The organism is Chitinophaga sp. SYP-B3965 (assembly GCF_009647655.1).
Classification (GTDB): domain Bacteria; phylum Bacteroidota; class Bacteroidia; order Chitinophagales; family Chitinophagaceae; genus Chitinophaga.
This window is the reverse complement of sequence record NZ_WJFD01000001.1, coordinates 3,507,183-3,526,636: the sequence shown is the minus strand read 5'-3', so window position 1 is coordinate 3,526,636 and position 19,454 is coordinate 3,507,183. Positions and strand designations below refer to the sequence as shown.

The window sequence follows — 19,454 nt, the reverse complement described above, 5'->3', positions numbered from 1 at the left end:
CTGGCAAAATCCCATCAAAAGACCCCTAATAACCCGGCAGGTTTTAAGCAGTGGTTGAAATGGGCATTATCCCTTTCAACAGCAGCAGAACTCTGGGTAGTCATGGAACATACCGGGTATTATTCCTTTCAGTTTGAGTTATTTCTGCAGCAACAGGGCATTACTTACAGTAAAGTACCGGCCATAGAGATCAAACGTTCTGCAGGTCTGGTGCGGGGGAAGTCAGATAAAGCGGATGCTCAGATGATCAGTGAATATGGGCGTTTGCGCCAGGAGCAGTTAAAGGCGGTAGTTGCTCCCATCAGAGAAGTAAGCGAACTAAAAGACCTGTTGAGCCTGCGGGATAAGCTGGTGGCAGACAGGAGTGGTTATAAGGCAAGGTTAAAAGAAATGAAGATTACCCGTGGGTATACCAATACTTCTGTACATGTGCAGATCCAGCAAGAGCAGATAAAAGCCCTCGATACCGCCATCAGGACCATCGAAAAAGCGATCAAAGAACAGATCAGCCAGGATCAGGGTTTATCAGACAACTATAAGTTATTGCTGACGATCAAAGGAATAGGGCCCGTTACAGCAGCTTACATGCTAGCCTGCACAGAGAACTTCAGCCGTTTTGCCAATAGCCGTAAGTTTAGCTGTTATGCAGGATTGGCCCCTTTTGCGCATAGCAGTGGAAGTTCGATAAGAGGAAAACAGCGGGTCAGCCATTATGCCAATAAGAAAGCCAAATGCTTACTGAACCTGTCCGCCCTGGTAGCTGTAAGGTTCAATCCTGAATTAAAAGCATACTATGAAAAGCGCGTAGCAGAGGGAAAGAACAAAATGAGCGTACTCAATATTATCAGGAATAAACTCGTAGACAGGATGTTTGCCGTCATTAAACGACAAACACCCTACTCTGAAAATTTACAGACAGCTGCCTGATATAAATTTGGAACTATCTTAGAATACACAACGGCGGCTGAATGATAGAAAACAGCTGATCAACTAATTAATAATTTATTCCCCTCTCAAACTCTTCACCGGATTCGTCAAAGCGGCCTTTATAGAATGGAACCCCACCGCCACTAACGCTATCAGAACGGCAGAGAAGGTAGCCACCACAAACACCCACCAGCTAATATTGATCCGGTAAGCAAAATCCTGCAGCCACCTGTTCATTACCCACCAGGCCACAGGCAATGCCAGCACATTAGCAATCAGCACCAGCTTCAGGAAATCCCTCGAAAGCAAAGCAACAATACTCGTTACCGTAGCCCCGAGTACCTTTCGTACCCCAATTTCCTTCGTCCGCTGCTCTGCGGTGAAAGTAGCCAGCCCAAATAACCCCAGGCAGGCCACAAAAATGGTAAGCCCTGCAGAGATACCCAGTATCAGCGCTATCTTTTGTTCCGCTTCGTAAGTTGCCTTAAAACGTTCGTCCAGGAAGGAATAGTTAAGGGGCGCTGCTGCTTTAAAACTCGCCCATTCTTTATACATATCGGCCAATAAGCCACTGATATCTTTTGTTTTTGCTTTCACGATCATGGTGCCGGAATAATTGGCCAGCACCATCACCAGCGGAGAGATCTGCTCATGGAGGGACTTGAAATGGAAGTCCTTCACGATACCGATCACATGGTAAGTGACTTTGTCCTCTTTGTTGGATTTCGTGATCGTTTGCCCAAGGGCATTACTATTATCCCAGCCCAATGCTTTCACCGCTGTTTCGTTCAGGATCACGGCGCTGGAGTCTGTACCAAAGGTTTTAGAGAAATTGCGGCCGGCTATCACCTGCATGCTCATGGTAGGGATGTAATTGTAATCCACATCATACCGCAGGGTCTTTATCTGGGCAGCCTCTTCCTTTGCATATACAAAGAAGTTATTGTTATAGGTGGGGCCTGCGGGGAGATACCCGGAAGTGCTGATGTTCACAACCCGCGGGTCTTGCAGCAACCTTTCCCGGAAGGCATTTTCATTGGGGCCGAGCTGGGAAGTTTCCGGGAGTACGATCACCTGGTCCTTTTCATAACCCAGCTTTTTATTCTGGATGTACATGAGTTGCTTATATACCACCAGCGTTCCCATGATCAGGATAATAGAGATGCTGAACTGGAAAACCACCAGGCCGCTCCTCAAACCCATCGTAGCCCTGCCACCTGTAAACCGGCCTTTCAGCACTTTTACCGGGTTAAAAGAGGAAAGCATAAAGGCCGGATAGCTGCCGGCCAGCACCCCCACAAACAAGCCAAAAAGCATCAGGCCGGGTATGAGCCAGGGGTTAGTAGTTAACCCAAGGCTGAGGTCTTTACCGGTAAGGTGATTAAAAACGGGCAAAGCCAGGTATACCAGCACAAGGCCTAACAGCATGGCAAAACCAGTGAGCAGGATGGACTCGAGCAGAAACTGGCGGATCAGGTCTGTTTTGGCAGAACCCAACACCTTCCGGATCCCTACTTCCCTGGCGCGTTTGGAAGCGCCTGCCGTGGAAAGGTTCATGAAATTGATGCAGGCGATCAGGAGCATGAACAAGGCTACTGCGCCAAAGATGTATACATAACGAATATCGCCTGGAGGTTCCATTTCCGTCATGGGCATGAGGTTGGAGCGCAAATGGATATCCGTGAGCGGTTGCAGGTATAATCCGATGTCATTTCCTTTTTTGCGGAATTCAGCCAGCGTGAAACCCATGGATTGATGCAATTGCGGGCCCATGTATTTTTCCACTACCTGGGGCAGTTTAGCATCCAGCTGCTGCCAGGCGATGCCCGGTTTCAGGAGGAGGTAAGTGAAATAACCGGAGGTCATCCAGGAATCGGAACTTTGATCCGGCAGACTGACCATGGAAGTAAAGATGTCGAAATGAAAGTGTGAATTAACCGGTATGGCTTTCATGACACCGGTTACTTTAAGGATGGCATTCTGGCTTTTTACTTCCAGTAATTTACCCATGGGGTCTTCCTGCCCGAAATATTTTTGTGCAATAGCTTCTGAGATCACTATGGTATTAGGTTCCAGCAAGGCTGTGCTGGGATCTCCTTTTACAAAAGGCAGTGTGAATACGCTGAAGAAATTGGCATCTGCAAAAGCGAGGCCTTCTTCTTTAAAGCTTTTTTCTCCGTGGCTGAAAGTGGCGTTGCCGGTTGTTCTTAAACGGGTAGCCGCTTCCACTTCCGGGTAATCCTTCAATAATGTTTGTGCAGTGGGCGGCATCACATTGGCTTCTTTCATCGCCTGGCCCTGTACCGTACCTTTAAAAACAACACGCACGATCCTGCCTGCTTTTTCGTTGTACCGGTCGTAACTCCATTCATTCTTTATAAAAAGGATGATCACGAGGCAGATGGCAATACCCATGGCCAGGCCGGAAATATTAATGGCAGTGAAGACCTTATTCCTCCAGAGGTTACGAAAAGCAAGTTTGAAATAATTCCTGATCATGGGTGTGTTTTGATTGACTGGCAGCAAGGGCCCAAAGGTAATGCCAGATAATAACAGTGCTGGTAATCAATTATTTAAAGGGGATATTTTTTGCCATGCTGTCCGGTTTTGATACATGAATTGTTCACTATCGAAACTGTCGCAAATCAGCCCTTAGATTGACGTATTTGCACCCCGCTTTAATACTTTTGCGCGACTACATTTGTAGAAACGATAAGGACATGATAGAAGTATTTAAAACCAATGTAAGAGAGCCCATCTTTGCTTACATACTGGTAGACCAGATCCATCAGCGGTTCGCTGATCACAAAGCAAATTTCGACCTGGAAGACTGCGACAGGATACTGCGTGTGAAATGCACAACAGGCCCGGTTCAATCTTCCGGATTGATAGCGCTTTTACAGGAATCGGGATTTAAAGCTGAAATATTACCTGATGAAATTATTCCGATCGGAGGCTTTTCACGGGATTGGACATCGCAGCCGCAATGGACTGGATGCTTACAGCGATAAACGCCATGAGGATGGCCACTCCGCCTGCCAGCAGGAACAAACCTGCTCCCAGGTGAATGCGGTAGGCAAAGTCTTCCAGCCAGTTGTTCATCACCATCCACGCAAAAGGTGTGGCAATGATAAAAGCGATCATCACCAGCTTTAAAAAATCAGCGGTCAGCAATGTTACGATCTGTTGTACAGATGCACCCAGCACTTTGCGTATACCGATCTCTTTAAACCGTTGACGGGTGGAAAGATGTGCCAGTCCGAATAACCCCAGTGAACAAATAAAAACGGAAAGGAGCGTAGCTATCCGGATCACCTGTTGCCATTGTGCTTCCTGCGCATATTCCTTCGCATTACGTTCATACAGGAAATCATATTGAAAGGATGCCTGCGGCAGTATTTTCGTATACACTTTTTGCAAAGCCGTAAGGGCTGCAGTATGTTCTTCTTTTTTAAACTTCACCCAGATCCCGCCACCATACCAGCTACTTTTAAACATCACCAGCGGTTGAATAGATTCACGTAATGAACCGTAATGGTAATCCTTTACAACACCTACGATCGTTTTAGGGATCGTGTCAAAATATGCATCTGTTCTTATCTGCACGCCTATTGGGTCTGCAAGGCCTGCTGCTTTTACAAAAGCTTCGTTCACGAGCACGGTACCGGTTTTTTCCGTGGAAAGATTACGGCCTGTTTTGAGTGGTATTTCCAATGCTGCGAGGAAGTTTTCATCAATGATCCTGTGCACGGCGGGAACTGATCTCCCCTGTAGTTTTACTTCCACTGTTCCGCTCCGTTCTCCTCCAAAGGAAACTGTTTCGATAGCAGGTACCCGGCTTAGTTCCTGGCGGAATTGTTCACTCACCAGGTTTACATCCCTGTCTCCGCTGATGTGGGTTCGGATCACCTGCATGGGATTATAACCCAGGTCTTTTGTACGGATAAAATCCATCTGGCTGTAATACACTAAAGTGGCGATCAGTAAAAAAACGGCCAGGGAGAATTGCAGCACCACCAGGCTGCGGCCCAATAAATTGCGGCCGGAGAGTTTCGGGCTGTTATATAATACGGCAATGGGTTTGAAGTTGGATAATACTTTTGCGGGGTATAAACCGGTTAATAAGATAATGGCAGAAAGGATGCCTGCAAAAGAACAGATCAATACAGGATGAAAACTATCCTGCAACAGGATCTGTTTGCCGGTGAGCTGATTAAAGACCGGCAGCGAAAACCAGGTGATCATAACGGCCACCACGAAAGCCAGCAAACACAGTATGGCAGACTCTTCCAGGAATTGCCGGATGATATGGAACCGGCTTCCGCCAATTATTTTTCTGACGCCTACTTCCTTTGCTCTTTTCAGGGAACTGGCTAAACTGATATTGACAAAGTTGATGCCGGCCATGAGCAGAATAAAAATGGCAATGCCCAGGAACATATAGGAGTAAACAGGGCTGCTTACATCGGTAACACCGGATTCTTCGTTGCTGATGTTTTGGCCGAGCGGTGCCAGGTGTATATCCGTCATACGTTGCAGACCATAATGCACGGCGGCGGGATGTACACGGTCCATTTTTTGCATCACCGCCGTTAGGTTTGCATCCTGCCGGAGGGTTACGTAAGTGCCCAGGTAAAAGCTCTCCCAGCTGTTATCTTCAAAAGAAAGCTGCAGGAATGATATGGGAAATAAAGCATCGAAGCGGATAGAAGAATTCTTAGGCGGATCTTTTACAACACCTGTGATCACCATAGGTCTGCCTAAACGTTTTGCAGAAGGGTCTGCTTCCATATGAAGCAGTTTACCTATCACATCTAAACTGTTAAAATACTTCAGTGCTGTACTTTCCGTGATAACGGCAGCGCCTATATCAGTGAGCGAGGCATTTCCCCTTAAAAGCGTAAAGGAAAATGTCTTTAAAAAACTGTCATCTGCAAATAAGAACTGCAGGCGTATCGCTTTATCATTCGCCACTACATCTCCATAGATCTCTCCGCCCATGACCCTTGTATAACGTACTATTTCCGGGATGTTTTCTGCAAAAGCCGGTCCCTGTACTTGGCCGGTACCGCCGGTGGTAACTTCTTTTGTAGTAGTGGTGATACGGTAAAGGTCTGGTCCGTGAAAAGTATCATAACTTCTTTCATCCTGCCAGTAGAGAACGGCCAGGATCACGCAGCTGATGCCGATGGCCAGCCCGGTAATGTTGATGGCGGAATAGAGTTTGTTATTCCATAGGTGGCGGAAAGTGATACGCATAAAACAATATACGATAAAAAAAGGAGGCTGCTCCTCCCGGAACAGCCTCACCACATAATCCAGACATTAACCTTCACTCTTATTTTACATTTACCAATACCTTGATCTTACCATTGCCGGAAGCGAGTTCCTGTAATGCTTTACCGATCACCTGGCCAGGTTTTACTTTAGCCGGATCAGCTTTCATGGCATAACCCATTTTGCTGGAAGTAACGAGGAGATCGCCGCGTTTAATAGCGCCGCCTTCATCGCATACTTTGGTGGGGATCACGCCTACCATGCCTAAGGGCACTTTATCTGTGATATCATCCACTGCATTTCCTTCTGTGAGCATTAAACCTGGTTTGGTGGCAAATACGCCTGCTACGAGAGAAGAATAGGGCTCGGAAGATTTTTCCATTGTTCTGTCCTGAGAAGTGGAAATTATCAGTACATCTCCGGGTTCATAAGCTGTAAATGCACCGGTTACATCAAATGCTTCCGCAAGGTCAGCACCACCTACTTGTGTACCGCCATTAAAGAAACCACGGCCGGCCGCATTTATCCTGGCAACGTTAACCGTAGCGGGATCTCCGCTTTTGAAGATGGCAATATTGCCAGCACTGTGCGTTTCAACAGTTAGTACCGGGTTTACATTTGCATCGTTAAAATTAACAAGGCGGGCAGCTCTACCTGTGCTGAAATTGGGGGTCCATGCATACAATGCATTACCTGAGCCATCCGCAGTGGTTTCTACTCCATCTCCCCCATTGGAAGCGTTGGCGGTAATACCATTACCGTTACCATCAGCAATAGCCAGTAGAGCAGGCCCATTCCCGGCAGGGTTGGATGCGTGGAATAAACCAGCAAAACCTCCGGTGCCGGACGAAATAGCATAAACCCCTGCAGTACCAAAGTTGGAAAACTGGGAATTCACTTCTGCTTTAACGGCCGGGGAAGTGCCGCTTGTCCTATCCACCTTGAAATTACCGGCAATACCATTACCTATTGTTTTAACGGTGAGCACCTCAGTGGTATTTGCATCATTGAAATTTTCGAACCTTCCTGCTCTGCCCAATCCAAAAGTGGGAACCCAGCCATAAACAGCAGTACCAGCGCCATTAATATTGGCTTCTACTGCATTCCCATCTTTTTTGACGTTGGCCGTGATAGCATTGCCATTACCATCGGCAATGGCAACAAGTGCCCGGGCATTACCCGCGCCATTAGAGGCATGGAAAAGACCCGCAAAACCACCGGTGCCGGAAGCAATACCAAACAACCCTGCTGCACCGAAGTTGCCAAAGATGGTATTTACTTCAGCCCTTACTGCAGCAGATACGCTATTGGTATTATTAACCAGGAAAGAAGCGGCGTTACCTTGTGTATTATCCGGTATGTTACCATTACTGTTTGTTTGCACTTCAAACGTATTACCCAGCGTGTTGGTAGCATTGTTATTCTCAAAACGCCCGGCCCTTCCGGTACTTCCGTTTGATCCAACCTGGCCGAATACGCCTATACCTGTGCCTGTTGTATTCGTAGATATAAATCCTCGTACACCATATCCGCCACCATCATTACGGCCTACTACAGCACCCGCAATGTCGCTGGTGGTAAGCCCTACTACAGCTTCCCCGGCACCATTGTTATAACCGATAACACCGGCAGCTGTTTGAACGGCGGTACTTCCACGAACACCGTGACCACCGGCACTGCTTGCATCTACTGCATTACCGGATCCGGAAGTTGTTACGCTTGCGCCTGCACCATTCCCCAGTGTAGAAACGCTGAGCGCAATATTGTTGTTTGCATTGTTGAAAATGGCAATGTTTCCAGCCGGACCATTGTTACTGGTAGCAGTCAACCCCGGTCCTGTATTACTATTAGCATATACGCCGGTTCCGGCACCGGAAGAATTACCATATACACCAAGGCCATTAGGTGTTACACCATAAACGCCCCAGCCTGAACCAGCCTGGGAACCCCACATGCCAATACCCAATCCACCGGTGCCGTTGTTGATAGCACGAACGGCGGAAGAAAACCCACCCGGGGAAGTAGGGGTTACAATGCCCCGCACGGCAGCTATACTGCTGCTGGTAGAAGCATTAGTACCTTCAAGTGAAGTACCATCACCTGCATTATTAATTGAAAACAGCGTGGCTGCATTATTTTCATTGGCTACGTATGGCAGCACGAATGCACCTGCCACACTACCTGGTGCCCATTCTGCACCATTGAATTTCAATACCTGATTTGCTACCGGTACTGCATTATTGATAGCATTGCCTTGTATTTTGGCAACAGTAGGATTAGGATAGACACCAGTAAGATCGCCAGTGGCAGGAGCGCCAACAATAGAACCGGCAGGGCCTGCAACGCCAGCGGGACCAACAGGGCCAATAGGACCAGCTACACCTGCTATACCAGCCGGGCCGGCTGGACCAATTGGTCCTGCTACACCCATCGGGCCAACTGCGCCAGGTATACCCATTGGACCAGCAACACCAGCGGGGCCAACTGCACCAGCTGCGCCATTTGCACCATTTGTACCATTTGCTCCGGCAGGGCCAACAGGGCCAACGGGGCCGGCAACACCAGCTACACCGGCAGGACCAGCAGGACCAGCAGGGCCTGCAACACCATTCGCTGCAAATTGTGCAAACGGCACACTCATCAACTGACTAGTGCCTATAGTGGTGAAACCGCCACCGGGGTTCACTTCCACTTGTAAATACTGATTGGCCGCTATCCAGGGAACACCTGCAAAAGTGCCGCTGACAGGCGTACCACGGCCTATTTGTAAAGTAAAGAGACCAATATTGTTTGTGCTGGTTGTATGCGTTTCCTGGTATTGTACCGGGCCTGCTGCAGATCCGCCACGGATGGAGAATCTTACAGTTACATTCTGGTTAGCAGAAATAGTTCCGTTCGCATTACGCGCCACAGCCTGGTAGTTAATACCTGAAAGTCCATTCTGCGCAAAGCTTTCCTGCGCCACCAGTATCAGTAAAAATATAGCGAGGGTTAATAGTTTTTTCATGATGATCAGTTTTTAGGTTTAGGTTGAGGTTCCGTGCCTTGTTCCAGTTTGGGGGCTACTATTTTGGCTTGTGCAGCTGCCTGCTGCTCTTTCATTTCCTTCACTGCATCAGCGACGTTCTTAGAAGAACCCAGTTGCTGCGCCTCTTTGCCTGGAGCGGGAGCTGCTGTACGTGGTGCAGCAGATTCGCTATAGCTGCCTGGTTTGAAGATCATATCCATCAGGGCCTGTGAGCTCTTGATCTGCGCCTCAGGGCTTTTTGCCTGCAACTGATCCTTGCCTTTCAGTTTGATCTGATCCTTTGCATAATCAGGAAACATAATGTCCCGGGACCTTTTAGATTGTGCATGGGCAGCTGAAAGGCCCAGCACCAGGAAAACAGTTATCAGTAGTGTTATTGATTTCATGTTGAGAGGTTTAACGGTCTATGAAAGGAGTATATAACAAAGTGAATTTTAAACTTTTGCGTTGCAGCAGGCTTGTTCCTGTAGGCATCTGGTAAGACATATCTACCTGGAAGCCCTGGATGTTCACGCCAATGCCCGCCGCAAAATGCTGACGGTTGCCCTTGTTCGGATGTTCGTAGAAATAACCTGTGCGGATAAAGAATTTATGCTGATAGGCATACTCGATACCAGACGCTAACGTAAATTCCCGGATCTCTTCTCCGAATCCGCCAGGTGCATCTCCAAAGGAGGAAAAGATAGATTCCACAATGCCGCGGTTAGGGTCTTTCCCTTTTTCAATTTCGCCGGTGGGGTTCCCACCTGCATCCAGTTTGTAGATAGGAGGAGTAGGTACCAGGAGTTTGTTGATGTCCGCCGCTACCGTGAATTGATGATCCTTTGTGTGTACAAAAGAATAACCACCACCAATGCGGAGATTCATGGGCAGGAAGGATTTGCGGTTGTTGTCGTCCGTATACTTCAGTTTAGTGCCCAGGTTGGTAAAACTAATGCCCCAGCTATACCGGTTGCCATAATCGATATGGTCTGTAAAGCCCTGGTAGTACAGCCCGATATCACCTGCAAAGGAAGATGCAGGCCTCTGTTCCAGGCCATTATAAGTGCCGGAACCCAGTTCGCTGCGGATATAACGCAGCGACACGGCAACAGCCAGCTTTTTAGAGAGCTTTCTGGCGTAACTGCCGTCAACGGCATATTCCCTGGGGCGGTATTGTTGCAATTCCATACCGTTATCATCCCGGAAGGTTACCTCTCCATGGTTGAAGTATTTAACGGAAAAGCCGATGCCTTCCATGTCGTTAAAGGTCTTAAAGGCAGATACATAGCCCATATGGGTTTTGCTGTCGTTCAGATCATACATCCAGGGAGAATAGGAGGCGCTTACGCCCCAGCTTCCGGCGAATGGGATCTTGGCAGCATTACCGAAGAGGGCATTGGCATCCGGCTCAATGCCGGTTACCGCATCCCCCATGCCGCTGCTGCGGGCATCCGGGTTTACAAGTAAGAATGCTGCGCCTACATTCATAGGCTGTTGTTGCGATTTCTGGGCAGATAACGGATGAATGGCCCCTATGCAACAAAGCACTAACAGCAATAGCTTATGCTTCATGATGAATATTTTAAACATTTTCTAATTTGATCTTTACTGAACAATGAGTTTTTCAGTATACATCATACCACCAGCTTTAATGATCACCGTGTAGATCCCCGCTGCCAGTTTATCTACGGGCGTAGGAATGATCACTTTACCCGCGCCATAGACCTTCCTTTCTGAAAAGACCACCTGGCCTGCGGTGTTCACCAGCATGAGTGTGATCGTAGTTTCAACAAGGAGGTTGAATTGCATTTTCGCCGTAGTGGCGGCGGGATTGGGAAACAGGGTGAAGTCCAGAAGGGGGTTGACTCCCGGAGCTAAAGGAGGAAGGATCTCCGGTTGCTGAAATCCCTGGGATAACATCCAGCTGCCTGCGGCAATGGTGGTAACGGCGGGTTCGCCGATGGTGTAGTCAAAGGTGATACCTCCGGCTACGCCGGTGCCTCCGCTACTGGCCACTACTTCGCGTACCAGCACCAGTTGTGCCCGCGTGGGTAGCCATGCTATTGCCATAAGTACGGCAATAAGCAGATACTTTGTGAAAAGATGCTTCATGAGTGAGAGGTTAATGTGAAAAATGGAAATGCTGAATTAATAAGGGGCCTGCATGCAGATCTGCACGTCAACTAACAAACTCTAAGTCATTGATTATGAATGCTCTTGACTATTGGTTTAACATACGTATGTGCATGCCTTGCCCTGCACCGGGAAAATGCTTTTGGGGATCCCGGCGTAAGTGTTACTCGGTTTTAATTCGGTTATATGCTACTTAGAAAAAATTGGGGTTCAAATTCAGCCTAGAACATAATAAAGATAGGAAAAAAACGTTCCCGGCCAAGTATCCGGGGTCGTCATTTATCATTTGGCAGGTTTTGGGTGACGGGCGGCAGAATTTTGAAAGCAGCCGGAAGATCAGGGATTTAACAATTTGACATTAAATGTGGCTTTATTAATTGATTTAAAAAGACTACCTTTGCCCCCCAAATTGCATTACTTATAGTCATTTTACTTTTATGGCAGACTTAAGATTTCAAAGAAACTTTGGTATTGCGGCTCACATCGATGCCGGTAAAACCACTACCACAGAGCGTATCCTGTATTATACAGGGAAGACCCACAAAATCGGTGAGGTTCACGAAGGGGCAGCCACCATGGACTGGATGGCGCAAGAGCAGGAGAGAGGTATTACCATCACATCTGCTGCTACTACCTGTTTCTGGAACTTCCCCACTCAACAGGGTTTACCTATTGCAGATACAAAGAACTACAAATTCAATATCATTGATACTCCCGGCCACGTGGACTTTACCGTTGAGGTAGAACGTTCCCTGCGTGTTCTGGATGGTCTGGTAGCATTATTCTGCGCTGTATCCGGCGTTGAACCTCAGTCTGAGACTGTATGGCGCCAGGCTAACAAGTACAAGGTACCCCGTATCGGTTTCGTTAACAAAATGGACCGTTCCGGTGCAGACTTCCTGAATGTTGTAAAACAAGTTAGGGAAATGCTGGGTGCTAATCCTGTTCCCCTGACATTGCCGATCGGTGCTGAAGATACCTTTAAAGGTGTTGTAGACCTGATCACCATGAAAGGTATCATCTGGGATGAAGAAGGTAAAGGCGCTACTTACCAGGAAATTCCTATTCCGGCAGACATGCAGGAAGAAGCGGAAGAATGGAGAGCGAAACTCGTGGAAGCAGTTGCTGATTACGATCAGAACCTGCTGGAGAAATTCTTCGAAGATCCTAACTCCATTTCTGAAGATGAGATCCATGCTGCTATCCGTAAGGCTACCATTGACATGGCGATCATCCCGATGATGTGTGGTTCTTCTTTCAAGAACAAAGGTGTTCAGAAGATGCTGGATGGCGTTTGCCGTTACCTGCCTTCTCCAATGGATGTTGAATCAGTAGCTGGTATCAATCCTGACAATGGTGAAGAGATCTTACGTCACCCGGATGCAAAAGAACCTTTTGCAGCCCTGGCGTTCAAGATCGCTACCGATCCTTTCGTAGGTCGTCTGGCATTCTTCCGGGTTTACTCAGGCCGTCTGGACGGTGGTTCTTATGTACTGAATACCCGTACAGGTAAGAACGAGCGTATCAGCCGTATCATGCAAATGCACGCTAACAAGCAAAATCCTATCGACTTCATCGAAGCCGGTGATATCGGAGCTGCTGTTGGTTTTAAAGATATCAAAACAGGCGATACATTGTGCGCAGAAGATCATCCGATCATCCTGGAATCAATGTCATTCCCTGAGCCCGTTATCCACGTTGCTATTGAGCCTAAAACTCAGGCAGACGTTGATAAAATGGGTCTGGCCATCTCTAAACTGGTAGAAGAAGATCCTACCCTGAGAGCAAAAACAGATGAAGAAACCGGCCAAACCATCCTGAGTGGTATGGGTGAGCTTCACCTGGAGATCATCGTAGACCGTATGCGTCGCGAGTTCAAGGTAGAAGTGAATCAAGGTGCGCCGCAGGTGGCTTACAAAGAAGCGTTCACCAAAACACTTGAACACCGTGAGGTTTACAAGAAACAAACAGGTGGTCGTGGTAAGTTTGCGGACATCCAGATCGAGATCGGACCTGCTGATCCAGAATGGCTGAAAGAAAACGAAGGCAAGAGCTTCCAGTTTGAGAATGCTGTATTTGGTGGATCTATCCCCAAAGAATTCATTCCTGCTGTAGCGAAAGGTTTCGAAAACTCCATGGGTAATGGTGTACTCGCTAACTTCCCGCTTGTTAGTCTGAAAGTTAAATTGTTCGACGGTTCTTTCCACGCGGTTGACTCCGATGCAATGTCTTTCGAGCTTTGCGCCAAAACAGCCTTCCGTGAAGCTGGTAAGAAAGCGAAACCAGTATTGCTGGAGCCTATCATGAAAGTGGAAGTAACCACGCCTGACCAATACATGGGTGATGTTACGGGTGACCTTAACCGTCGCCGTGGTATGCTGGAAGGTATGGAATCACGCAATGGTGCACAGGTGATCAAAGCCAAAGTGCCATTGAGCGAAATGTTCGGATACGTAACGCAACTGCGTTCACTGTCTTCCGGACGTGCTTCTTCCATCATGGAATTCTCTCACTATAACCCTGCACCGAACAACATCGCTGAAGAAGTGGTGGCTAAGGTAAAAGGTAAAGTGAACGCCTAAGCACAAGTTGATAGATAGAAATAAAGAAGGCCTTCCGAACTCCGGAGGGTCTTTTTTTTGATGCCTGCCTGTAACCATTCCGCCCCTTGCCCCGTCTTATTGTTGACCTCAAACAATAAGAACCATGCGTAACCTCATTTATCTGTTCGCAGCCTGCGCGCTGCTGGCTACTGCCTGTAAAAAAAACTGTCATACAACACCAGCACCAAAACCTGTGCTGGAACACCGCTCTCTTCAGGATAAAGAAGTGAGTTACCTGCATCCCCAATTTATTAATATCGATGGGGATACTACACACGATGTATACTTCGTGGTAGCACTCGTGAATGATACCGAAGGTGTTCATGCCAAGTTCACCGTGCTTTCCGTTAAACACGCAAAATTACTTTCCCATCCGGATTCTGTTATTAAACTAACAAAAGGTGATGCTATTCCTGTGATCCCCGAGCACCCGAGGGAATGGAATGGCTTTGATACTTATCTGTGTGAGATCCTCCTGCCGGCGGGCAATCCGGCGGATACTACCTGGCGGGGTGCCTGGGTGGCGGCTAACCGGAAATATATTGGAGTACAGTTCATGAAAGGCACAGAGCCTTACCTGGGATGGATCTCTGCATCTGTGGATACTGCCAGGGATTGTATGATCCTGCATGAAGCTGCCTGGCGGAAAGCCAGCGCAGGCAACATTCATGCAGGAGATCTGGATTAGTTATTCAGGTTTGCTGATCTCAATGATCTTACCGGCATTATCATCCGTACAGATGTAAACCCTGCCGGCAGGGGATATGCAGATGTCCCTCAGGCGGCCATACTGGTTGGCAAAATAGTTCTTGGTACTGGCTACCGTTTTTCCGTCTGCACTCAGCTTCAGCTGGTACAGGGTCTGGTTCTTCAGGCTCAGTACCAGCAGGGAGCCTTTCCACTGTGGAATGCGATCATTATTGTAATAGTCCAGTCCACACAGCGCAAAGGTGCCGTTGCCGGTAGACCAGATTGGTTCCTTTACATTATTGGCGGTGCAGAAAGTGGCCTCGCCACCAGGATTGCAGGGGCCCTCTACATTCGGCCATCCGTAATTGCGCTGCTTTTCAATAATATTCACTTCATCTTCCACACCCGCACCATGCTCTGAAGTGTAGAGGATGCCATTTGCCATCACCATCCCTTGCGGGTTACGGTGACCGTAAGTCCATACGGGACTGTTCGGGAACGGATTATCCGCTGGAATAGTACCATCCAGGTTAATACGGAGCACTTTGCCGCTGAGGGAAGTAGTAAGCTGCGCGTTGGTGGAAACATTCGCATCACCTGCTGTAATGAATAATTTACGGTCAGGGCTGATGTACAGCCTTGAGCCATTATGGATACCCGATGCCGGAATATTATCCAGCAGGATAGCGGGGTTCTTTAAAGTATTGTCAGCATACTGGTATACCACCACTTTTTCCCGGTAGTTACCTGCATTCCGGTAGTTGTACACTATAAAAACCTGCTTTGTAGTGGCAAAGTCTGGGTGTAGCACCATGCCCAGCAAACCGCCTTCTCCATCGGAAACAGCATCCGGGATGGTCAGGAGGGGGCTGATCGTACCCGTTTTGGGGTCTACGCGGCTCACCTTGCCATTCCTTTCCGTCATCCAGATAAAGTTATCAGGGCCCCAGAGGATCTCCCAGGGGCGTGAAATACCGGTACCCTGTACAACGCGGATGTCGTCCGTTGGCCAATCCGGATCTTCCGGCGGGGGAGTGGGGGAGTTGTTCTTTTTACAGGCAAAGGCAAATATACAGGCCGATGCAGTGAGGAAAGCCAGAACGGCTACAGATATGGTAACAGGTTTCATGCAGGTTTTATTTTAAAACGGGTAATGAGGTATTTTATATATAATATGATCAAAATGTTTGCCACGTTTTCACCCCCTGTTAAAAAATAATGTGCTGACATTCAACCTTTTTCAGATCTCGTTGTTAAAAAAGATGTTTAACCCCTCCCGCCTCTTTATCCCGCTGCCAATGAATGTCATGAGCAAGCAATTCATCAAAAACACATATTATGAGAAAAATTGGTCACTTAACCCTTATTCTGGCTGCAGTATTATGTTCCACTGCCACGTTTGCACAAACTGAAAAAGGCAATATGCTGGTAGGCGCCAATTTAGGTAACATCGGAGGCACGTTTCAGGACGGCGGTAACAGGTTCAATTTGAATTTAACGCCCAAATTAGGATGGTTCATCAAAGATGACGTTGCCATTGGTGGTGAGGTTAAACTGGGGTTGTCAACAGGAGAAGGGGTTACTAACTTTACTTATGGTGTCGGGGCATTTGGCCGGTATTATATCAAAGACAAGAAGGTAGAGGTATCCAAAAGGGCACGCTGGTTCCTGGAGGCGAATGCTGGCATTAATGGCGTAAATACAAAAACGGATCTTGGCAGTTCAAACACCAATGGGCTGGGGATAGGTTTTGGTCCCGGACTGGCTTATTTTATTACACCGAATGTAGGTCTCGAAGCATTGCTGAAGTACGACCTGACAGTTGGTTTTGGTAGTGCAACCACAGCACATGCTGTTGGTGTTAATGTTGGTTTCCAGATCTACCTGCCTACTTCAAAGGCCAGGCAGCTCTATAAGGAAGAACGGGCCAACATGAAAAAATAGCCCCCTTAAAAAGTAGATTATACATCACAAACAGGCTGTGTTCCCTGCGTTAAGCGGGAGGCAGCCTGTTTCGCTTTATTATTTAGGCAGTTCAAAGCGGATGATCAACTGGTGTTTGCTGGAAACCTTCTTCCCATCCAGCTCCGCAGGGATCCATTTGGGCATTTTTTCCACGATACGGGTAGCTTCCTCTTCCAGGCCATAACCAATAGCATTTCCAATCGTGGCCGTCCTGTCTACCCGTCCGTTTGCCAGGATCAGGAATTCTACAGTTACCGCACCGCTGATCCCGGCGCTTTTAGCCTCTTTGGGGTACTTCATATTGCTTTTAATGAAATAGGCCAGCGCTTTACCTCCTCCATTGTATTGGGGGAGCCGGGAAACTTCAGGGGTAGGCATATTATAGGGCTTGCGCATGCTATTGCCCAGCTGCACATTCAGGGGGATGGTCAGGTTCAGGTCCACCGGCTTTCCGTTCAGAAAACCCGGTTTCCATTTGGGCATACGGGAAAACATAGCCAGTATTTCCTTGTCCAGCTGTTTGAACGAGGAAGGGTACCGGATCTTTGTGCCGGTAACATAGCCGGTATGTTCTACGGTAAAATCTACATATACGCTTACGATGGTATCTTCCCGGAGATCGAAGTAAGGAACGTTCAGGTTATTGAAAAGCCAGGCTTCCATATTCCGAGGGCCGCCGGGAAACTGGGGGAGTACGTCTGCCTTCAAAGCGATGAGTTCCTGCTCGAGGGCTTCTTTCATTTCCGCCGGGCTAAGCGGTATGGAATCCTGATTTTGGGCAAAAACAGGAAAATAAACAAACAGGCATAATACAATAGATAAAAATCGCATAGATGAATGTAATGCCTTGGTAATAAAAAGATTAACTTTGCGTGGCTTAGCCTTAACAGAGATAAAACTAAAGATTGTGGCTCAGAAAGTCAATATTCTACAGAAATATACCCAAAATTATTTGCCATAAATAAAATAAAGCATACCTTTGCCGTCCCAAATTGTAGGGGGTAATAAAGAAGAAGTTCATTGCATATGTCTCAGAGAATTAGAATCAAGCTGAAGTCCTACGATCACAATCTGGTGGATAAGTCTGCCGAGAAGATCGTTAAAACCGTGCGTAACACGGGTGCCGTGGTAACAGGTCCAATACCTTTACCTACAGAGAAGAAAATCTTTACGGTACTGCGTTCTCCGCACGTTAACAAAAAAGCACGTGAGCAATTCCAACTGTGCACGCACAAGCGTTTGTTAGACATTTACACCTCTTCTTCCAGGACTGTAGACGCGCTGAGTAAGCTGGATCTGCCTTCCGGAGTAGAAGTGGAAATCAAAGCATAGGTAACTAAGAGACCTCGGCAAGGTGGGCAAATCGACGCAGGAGATTCATCGAGACATATAAAAAGATGAATTTACTACGAGATACAAGGCCCGCCTGAGGTGTTTTGTGACAAAAGCAACAAATAGGCTACGCCTTCAGGGTAGCCGCCCAATAAACGTATTTAAACCGCTCATCCTGAGGATAGCTAGAACTCCCTCAGGCGCTGGGCTAAATTATATAACACAATGAAAGGTATTATTGGTAAAAAGATTGGTATGACCAGCATCTTCGAGGCCAATGGCAAGCAAACAGCTTGTACCATTATCGAAGCAGGTCCATGCGTGGTTACCCAGGTGAAATCTCAGTCATCTGATGGGTACGACGCTGTTCAGGTAGCTTATGGTGAGAAGAAAGTTAAGAACACTCCCAAAGCAGAACAAAATCACTTCGCGAAAGCACAAACCTCCCCTAAACGTTACGTAAAAGAATTCCGCAACCCGGACGCTGCCGTAGCTAAAGCACTTGGCGAAACTATCACCTGCGAGATCTTCGCTGAAGGTGAGAAAATTGACATTGTGGGCACTTCCAAAGGTAAAGGTTTCCAGGGTGTTGTAAAACGCCACGGATTCAGTGGTGTGGGTGAAGCTTCCCACGGTCAGCACGATCGTCAGAGAGCACCCGGTTCTGTAGGTGGTTCATCTTATCCTGCCCGCGTTTTCAAGGGTATGCGTATGGCTGGCCACATGGGTAATGAAAGAGTGAAAGTGAAAGGTCTGAAGATCCTGAAGATATTCCCTGAAAAGAATTATATCCTGGTAAGTGGTTCCGTTCCCGGCCACATTGGTTCAATCGTTTTAATCCAGAAGTAATATGCAACTAGATATTTTAAATATAGAAGGTAAGAAGACCGGAAGAACTATTGAGCTTCCTGAAGAGATCTTTGGTGTTGAGCCGAACAATCACGTGATCTACCTCGCTGTAAAGCAATACCTGGCTGCACAACGTCAGGGTACGCATAAGGTGAAGACCCGTGCTGAAGTACAAGGTGCTTCCCGTAAACTGCACAAACAAAAAGGTACCGGCGGTTCCCGTAAAGGTAACATCCGTAACCCATTGTATAAAGGTGGTGGTACCATCTTCGGACCAAAACCTCACCGTTACGATTTCAAACTGAACCGTAAAGTGAAAGATGTAGCTAAGATCTCCGCACTGTCTACCAAGGCTAAAGAGAACAGCATCATCATCATCGAGGATATCAACCTGGATGTACCTAAGACCAAACAGTTCCAAAGCATTCTCAAGAGTTTGAATATTAATGTAGGCGGTAAGAAAACCCTTTTGGTTCTTCCTGAGTACAATGATAACGTATACCTGTCCCTCCGCAATCTCCCTACCGTTGACGGTACTGTATTGAGCGATGTGAACACATACGAGATCATGAACAGCAACTACCTGATATTCACTGAAAGCGCAGCAAAGATCTTCACTGAAGAAACTGCTGACGTAGTAGAAGCATAATAATTTTAATAACAGCTCA

General features: G+C 47.4%; 16 protein-coding genes. 8 read left to right on the top strand and 8 right to left on the bottom strand.

Annotated features, from left to right (window positions below):
- The coding region (locus tag GFS24_RS14085) for an IS110 family transposase (RefSeq protein ID WP_173003070.1) at positions 1 to 927 on the top strand (927 nt) is incomplete at its 5' end.
- Between the two features lie 75 nt (positions 928 to 1,002).
- Here the strand turns inward: GFS24_RS14085 and GFS24_RS14080 are convergent.
- A complete protein-coding gene (locus tag GFS24_RS14080) occupies positions 1,003 to 3,426 on the bottom strand; it encodes an ABC transporter permease (protein ID WP_153660178.1) in 2,424 nt (807 codons plus the stop codon).
- Between the two features lie 221 nt (positions 3,427 to 3,647).
- Here GFS24_RS14080 and GFS24_RS14075 point away from each other — a divergent pair, with 221 nt between their 5' ends.
- Complete coding sequence (locus GFS24_RS14075) at positions 3,648 to 3,938, top strand: hypothetical protein (protein ID WP_216647404.1); 291 nt, start codon at positions 3,648 to 3,650, stop codon at positions 3,936 to 3,938.
- On the opposite strand, the gene GFS24_RS14070 is transcribed toward GFS24_RS14075, so the two are convergent.
- The 5 genes from GFS24_RS14070 to GFS24_RS14050 all read right to left on the bottom strand — a co-directional run bounded on the left by GFS24_RS14070 (position 3,868) and on the right by GFS24_RS14050 (position 11,326).
- A complete protein-coding gene (locus GFS24_RS14070; RefSeq protein ID WP_153660177.1) occupies positions 3,868 to 6,186 on the bottom strand; it encodes an ABC transporter permease in 2,319 nt (772 codons plus the stop codon). The two genes, GFS24_RS14075 and GFS24_RS14070, sit on opposite strands and share 71 nt — an antisense overlap.
- Positions 6,187 to 6,265: 79 nt before the next feature.
- Positions 6,266 to 9,211, bottom strand: a complete 2,946-nt coding sequence (locus GFS24_RS14065; RefSeq protein WP_153660176.1) for a collagen-like protein — start codon at positions 9,209 to 9,211, stop codon at positions 6,266 to 6,268.
- Between the two features lie 5 nt (positions 9,212 to 9,216).
- On the bottom strand, positions 9,217 to 9,618 hold the full coding sequence (locus GFS24_RS14060) for a hypothetical protein (protein ID WP_153660175.1): 402 nt from the start codon (positions 9,616 to 9,618) through the stop codon (positions 9,217 to 9,219).
- A 10-nt stretch (positions 9,619 to 9,628) separates the two neighbouring features.
- A complete protein-coding gene (porV, locus tag GFS24_RS14055) occupies positions 9,629 to 10,786 on the bottom strand; it encodes a type IX secretion system outer membrane channel protein PorV (RefSeq protein ID WP_153660174.1) in 1,158 nt (385 codons plus the stop codon).
- Between the two features lie 33 nt (positions 10,787 to 10,819).
- On the bottom strand, positions 10,820 to 11,326 hold the full coding sequence (locus tag GFS24_RS14050) for a T9SS type A sorting domain-containing protein (protein ID WP_153660173.1): 507 nt from the start codon (positions 11,324 to 11,326) through the stop codon (positions 10,820 to 10,822).
- 458 nt (positions 11,327 to 11,784) lie between these two features.
- On the opposite strand from GFS24_RS14050, the gene fusA reads away from it, so the two are divergent.
- The gene (gene fusA, locus GFS24_RS14045; RefSeq protein WP_153660172.1) at positions 11,785 to 13,929 is read left to right on the top strand and encodes an elongation factor G; all 2,145 of its coding nucleotides are present in this window, start codon (positions 11,785 to 11,787) and stop codon (positions 13,927 to 13,929) included.
- A gap of 124 nt (positions 13,930 to 14,053) precedes the next feature.
- Positions 14,054 to 14,638 (top strand): hypothetical protein, encoded by a 585-nt coding sequence (locus GFS24_RS14040; protein ID WP_153660171.1) that lies wholly within the window; start codon positions 14,054 to 14,056, stop codon positions 14,636 to 14,638.
- Here GFS24_RS14040 and GFS24_RS14035 read toward each other — a convergent pair whose 3' ends face one another.
- The gene (locus GFS24_RS14035; protein WP_153660170.1) at positions 14,639 to 15,769 is read right to left on the bottom strand and encodes a sorbosone dehydrogenase family protein; all 1,131 of its coding nucleotides are present in this window, start codon (positions 15,767 to 15,769) and stop codon (positions 14,639 to 14,641) included.
- Positions 15,770 to 15,978: 209 nt separating this feature from the next.
- Here GFS24_RS14035 and GFS24_RS14030 point away from each other — a divergent pair, with 209 nt between their 5' ends.
- Positions 15,979 to 16,584, top strand: coding sequence for an outer membrane beta-barrel protein (locus tag GFS24_RS14030; RefSeq protein ID WP_153660169.1), 606 nt, complete (start codon positions 15,979 to 15,981; stop codon positions 16,582 to 16,584).
- Positions 16,585 to 16,662: 78 nt separating this feature from the next.
- Here GFS24_RS14030 and GFS24_RS14025 read toward each other — a convergent pair whose 3' ends face one another.
- Positions 16,663 to 17,346 (bottom strand): energy transducer TonB, encoded by a 684-nt coding sequence (locus GFS24_RS14025; protein ID WP_173003069.1) that lies wholly within the window; start codon positions 17,344 to 17,346, stop codon positions 16,663 to 16,665.
- Between the two features lie 285 nt (positions 17,347 to 17,631).
- On the opposite strand from GFS24_RS14025, the gene rpsJ reads away from it, so the two are divergent.
- From rpsJ to rplD, 3 genes are all read left to right on the top strand, one after another.
- Positions 17,632 to 17,937 carry a 30S ribosomal protein S10 gene (gene rpsJ, locus GFS24_RS14020; RefSeq protein ID WP_012789286.1) on the top strand — a complete coding sequence of 102 codons (306 nt, stop codon included), beginning with the start codon at positions 17,632 to 17,634 and terminating at the stop codon, positions 17,935 to 17,937.
- Between the two features lie 225 nt (positions 17,938 to 18,162).
- Entirely contained in the window at positions 18,163 to 18,786 is a 624-nt protein-coding gene (gene rplC, locus GFS24_RS14015) for a 50S ribosomal protein L3 (RefSeq protein ID WP_153660167.1), read from the top strand.
- Position 18,787: 1 nt separating this feature from the next.
- Complete coding sequence (gene rplD / locus GFS24_RS14010; RefSeq protein WP_153660166.1) at positions 18,788 to 19,435, top strand: 50S ribosomal protein L4; 648 nt, start codon at positions 18,788 to 18,790, stop codon at positions 19,433 to 19,435.
- The last annotated feature ends 19 nt before the right edge of the window (positions 19,436 to 19,454 follow it).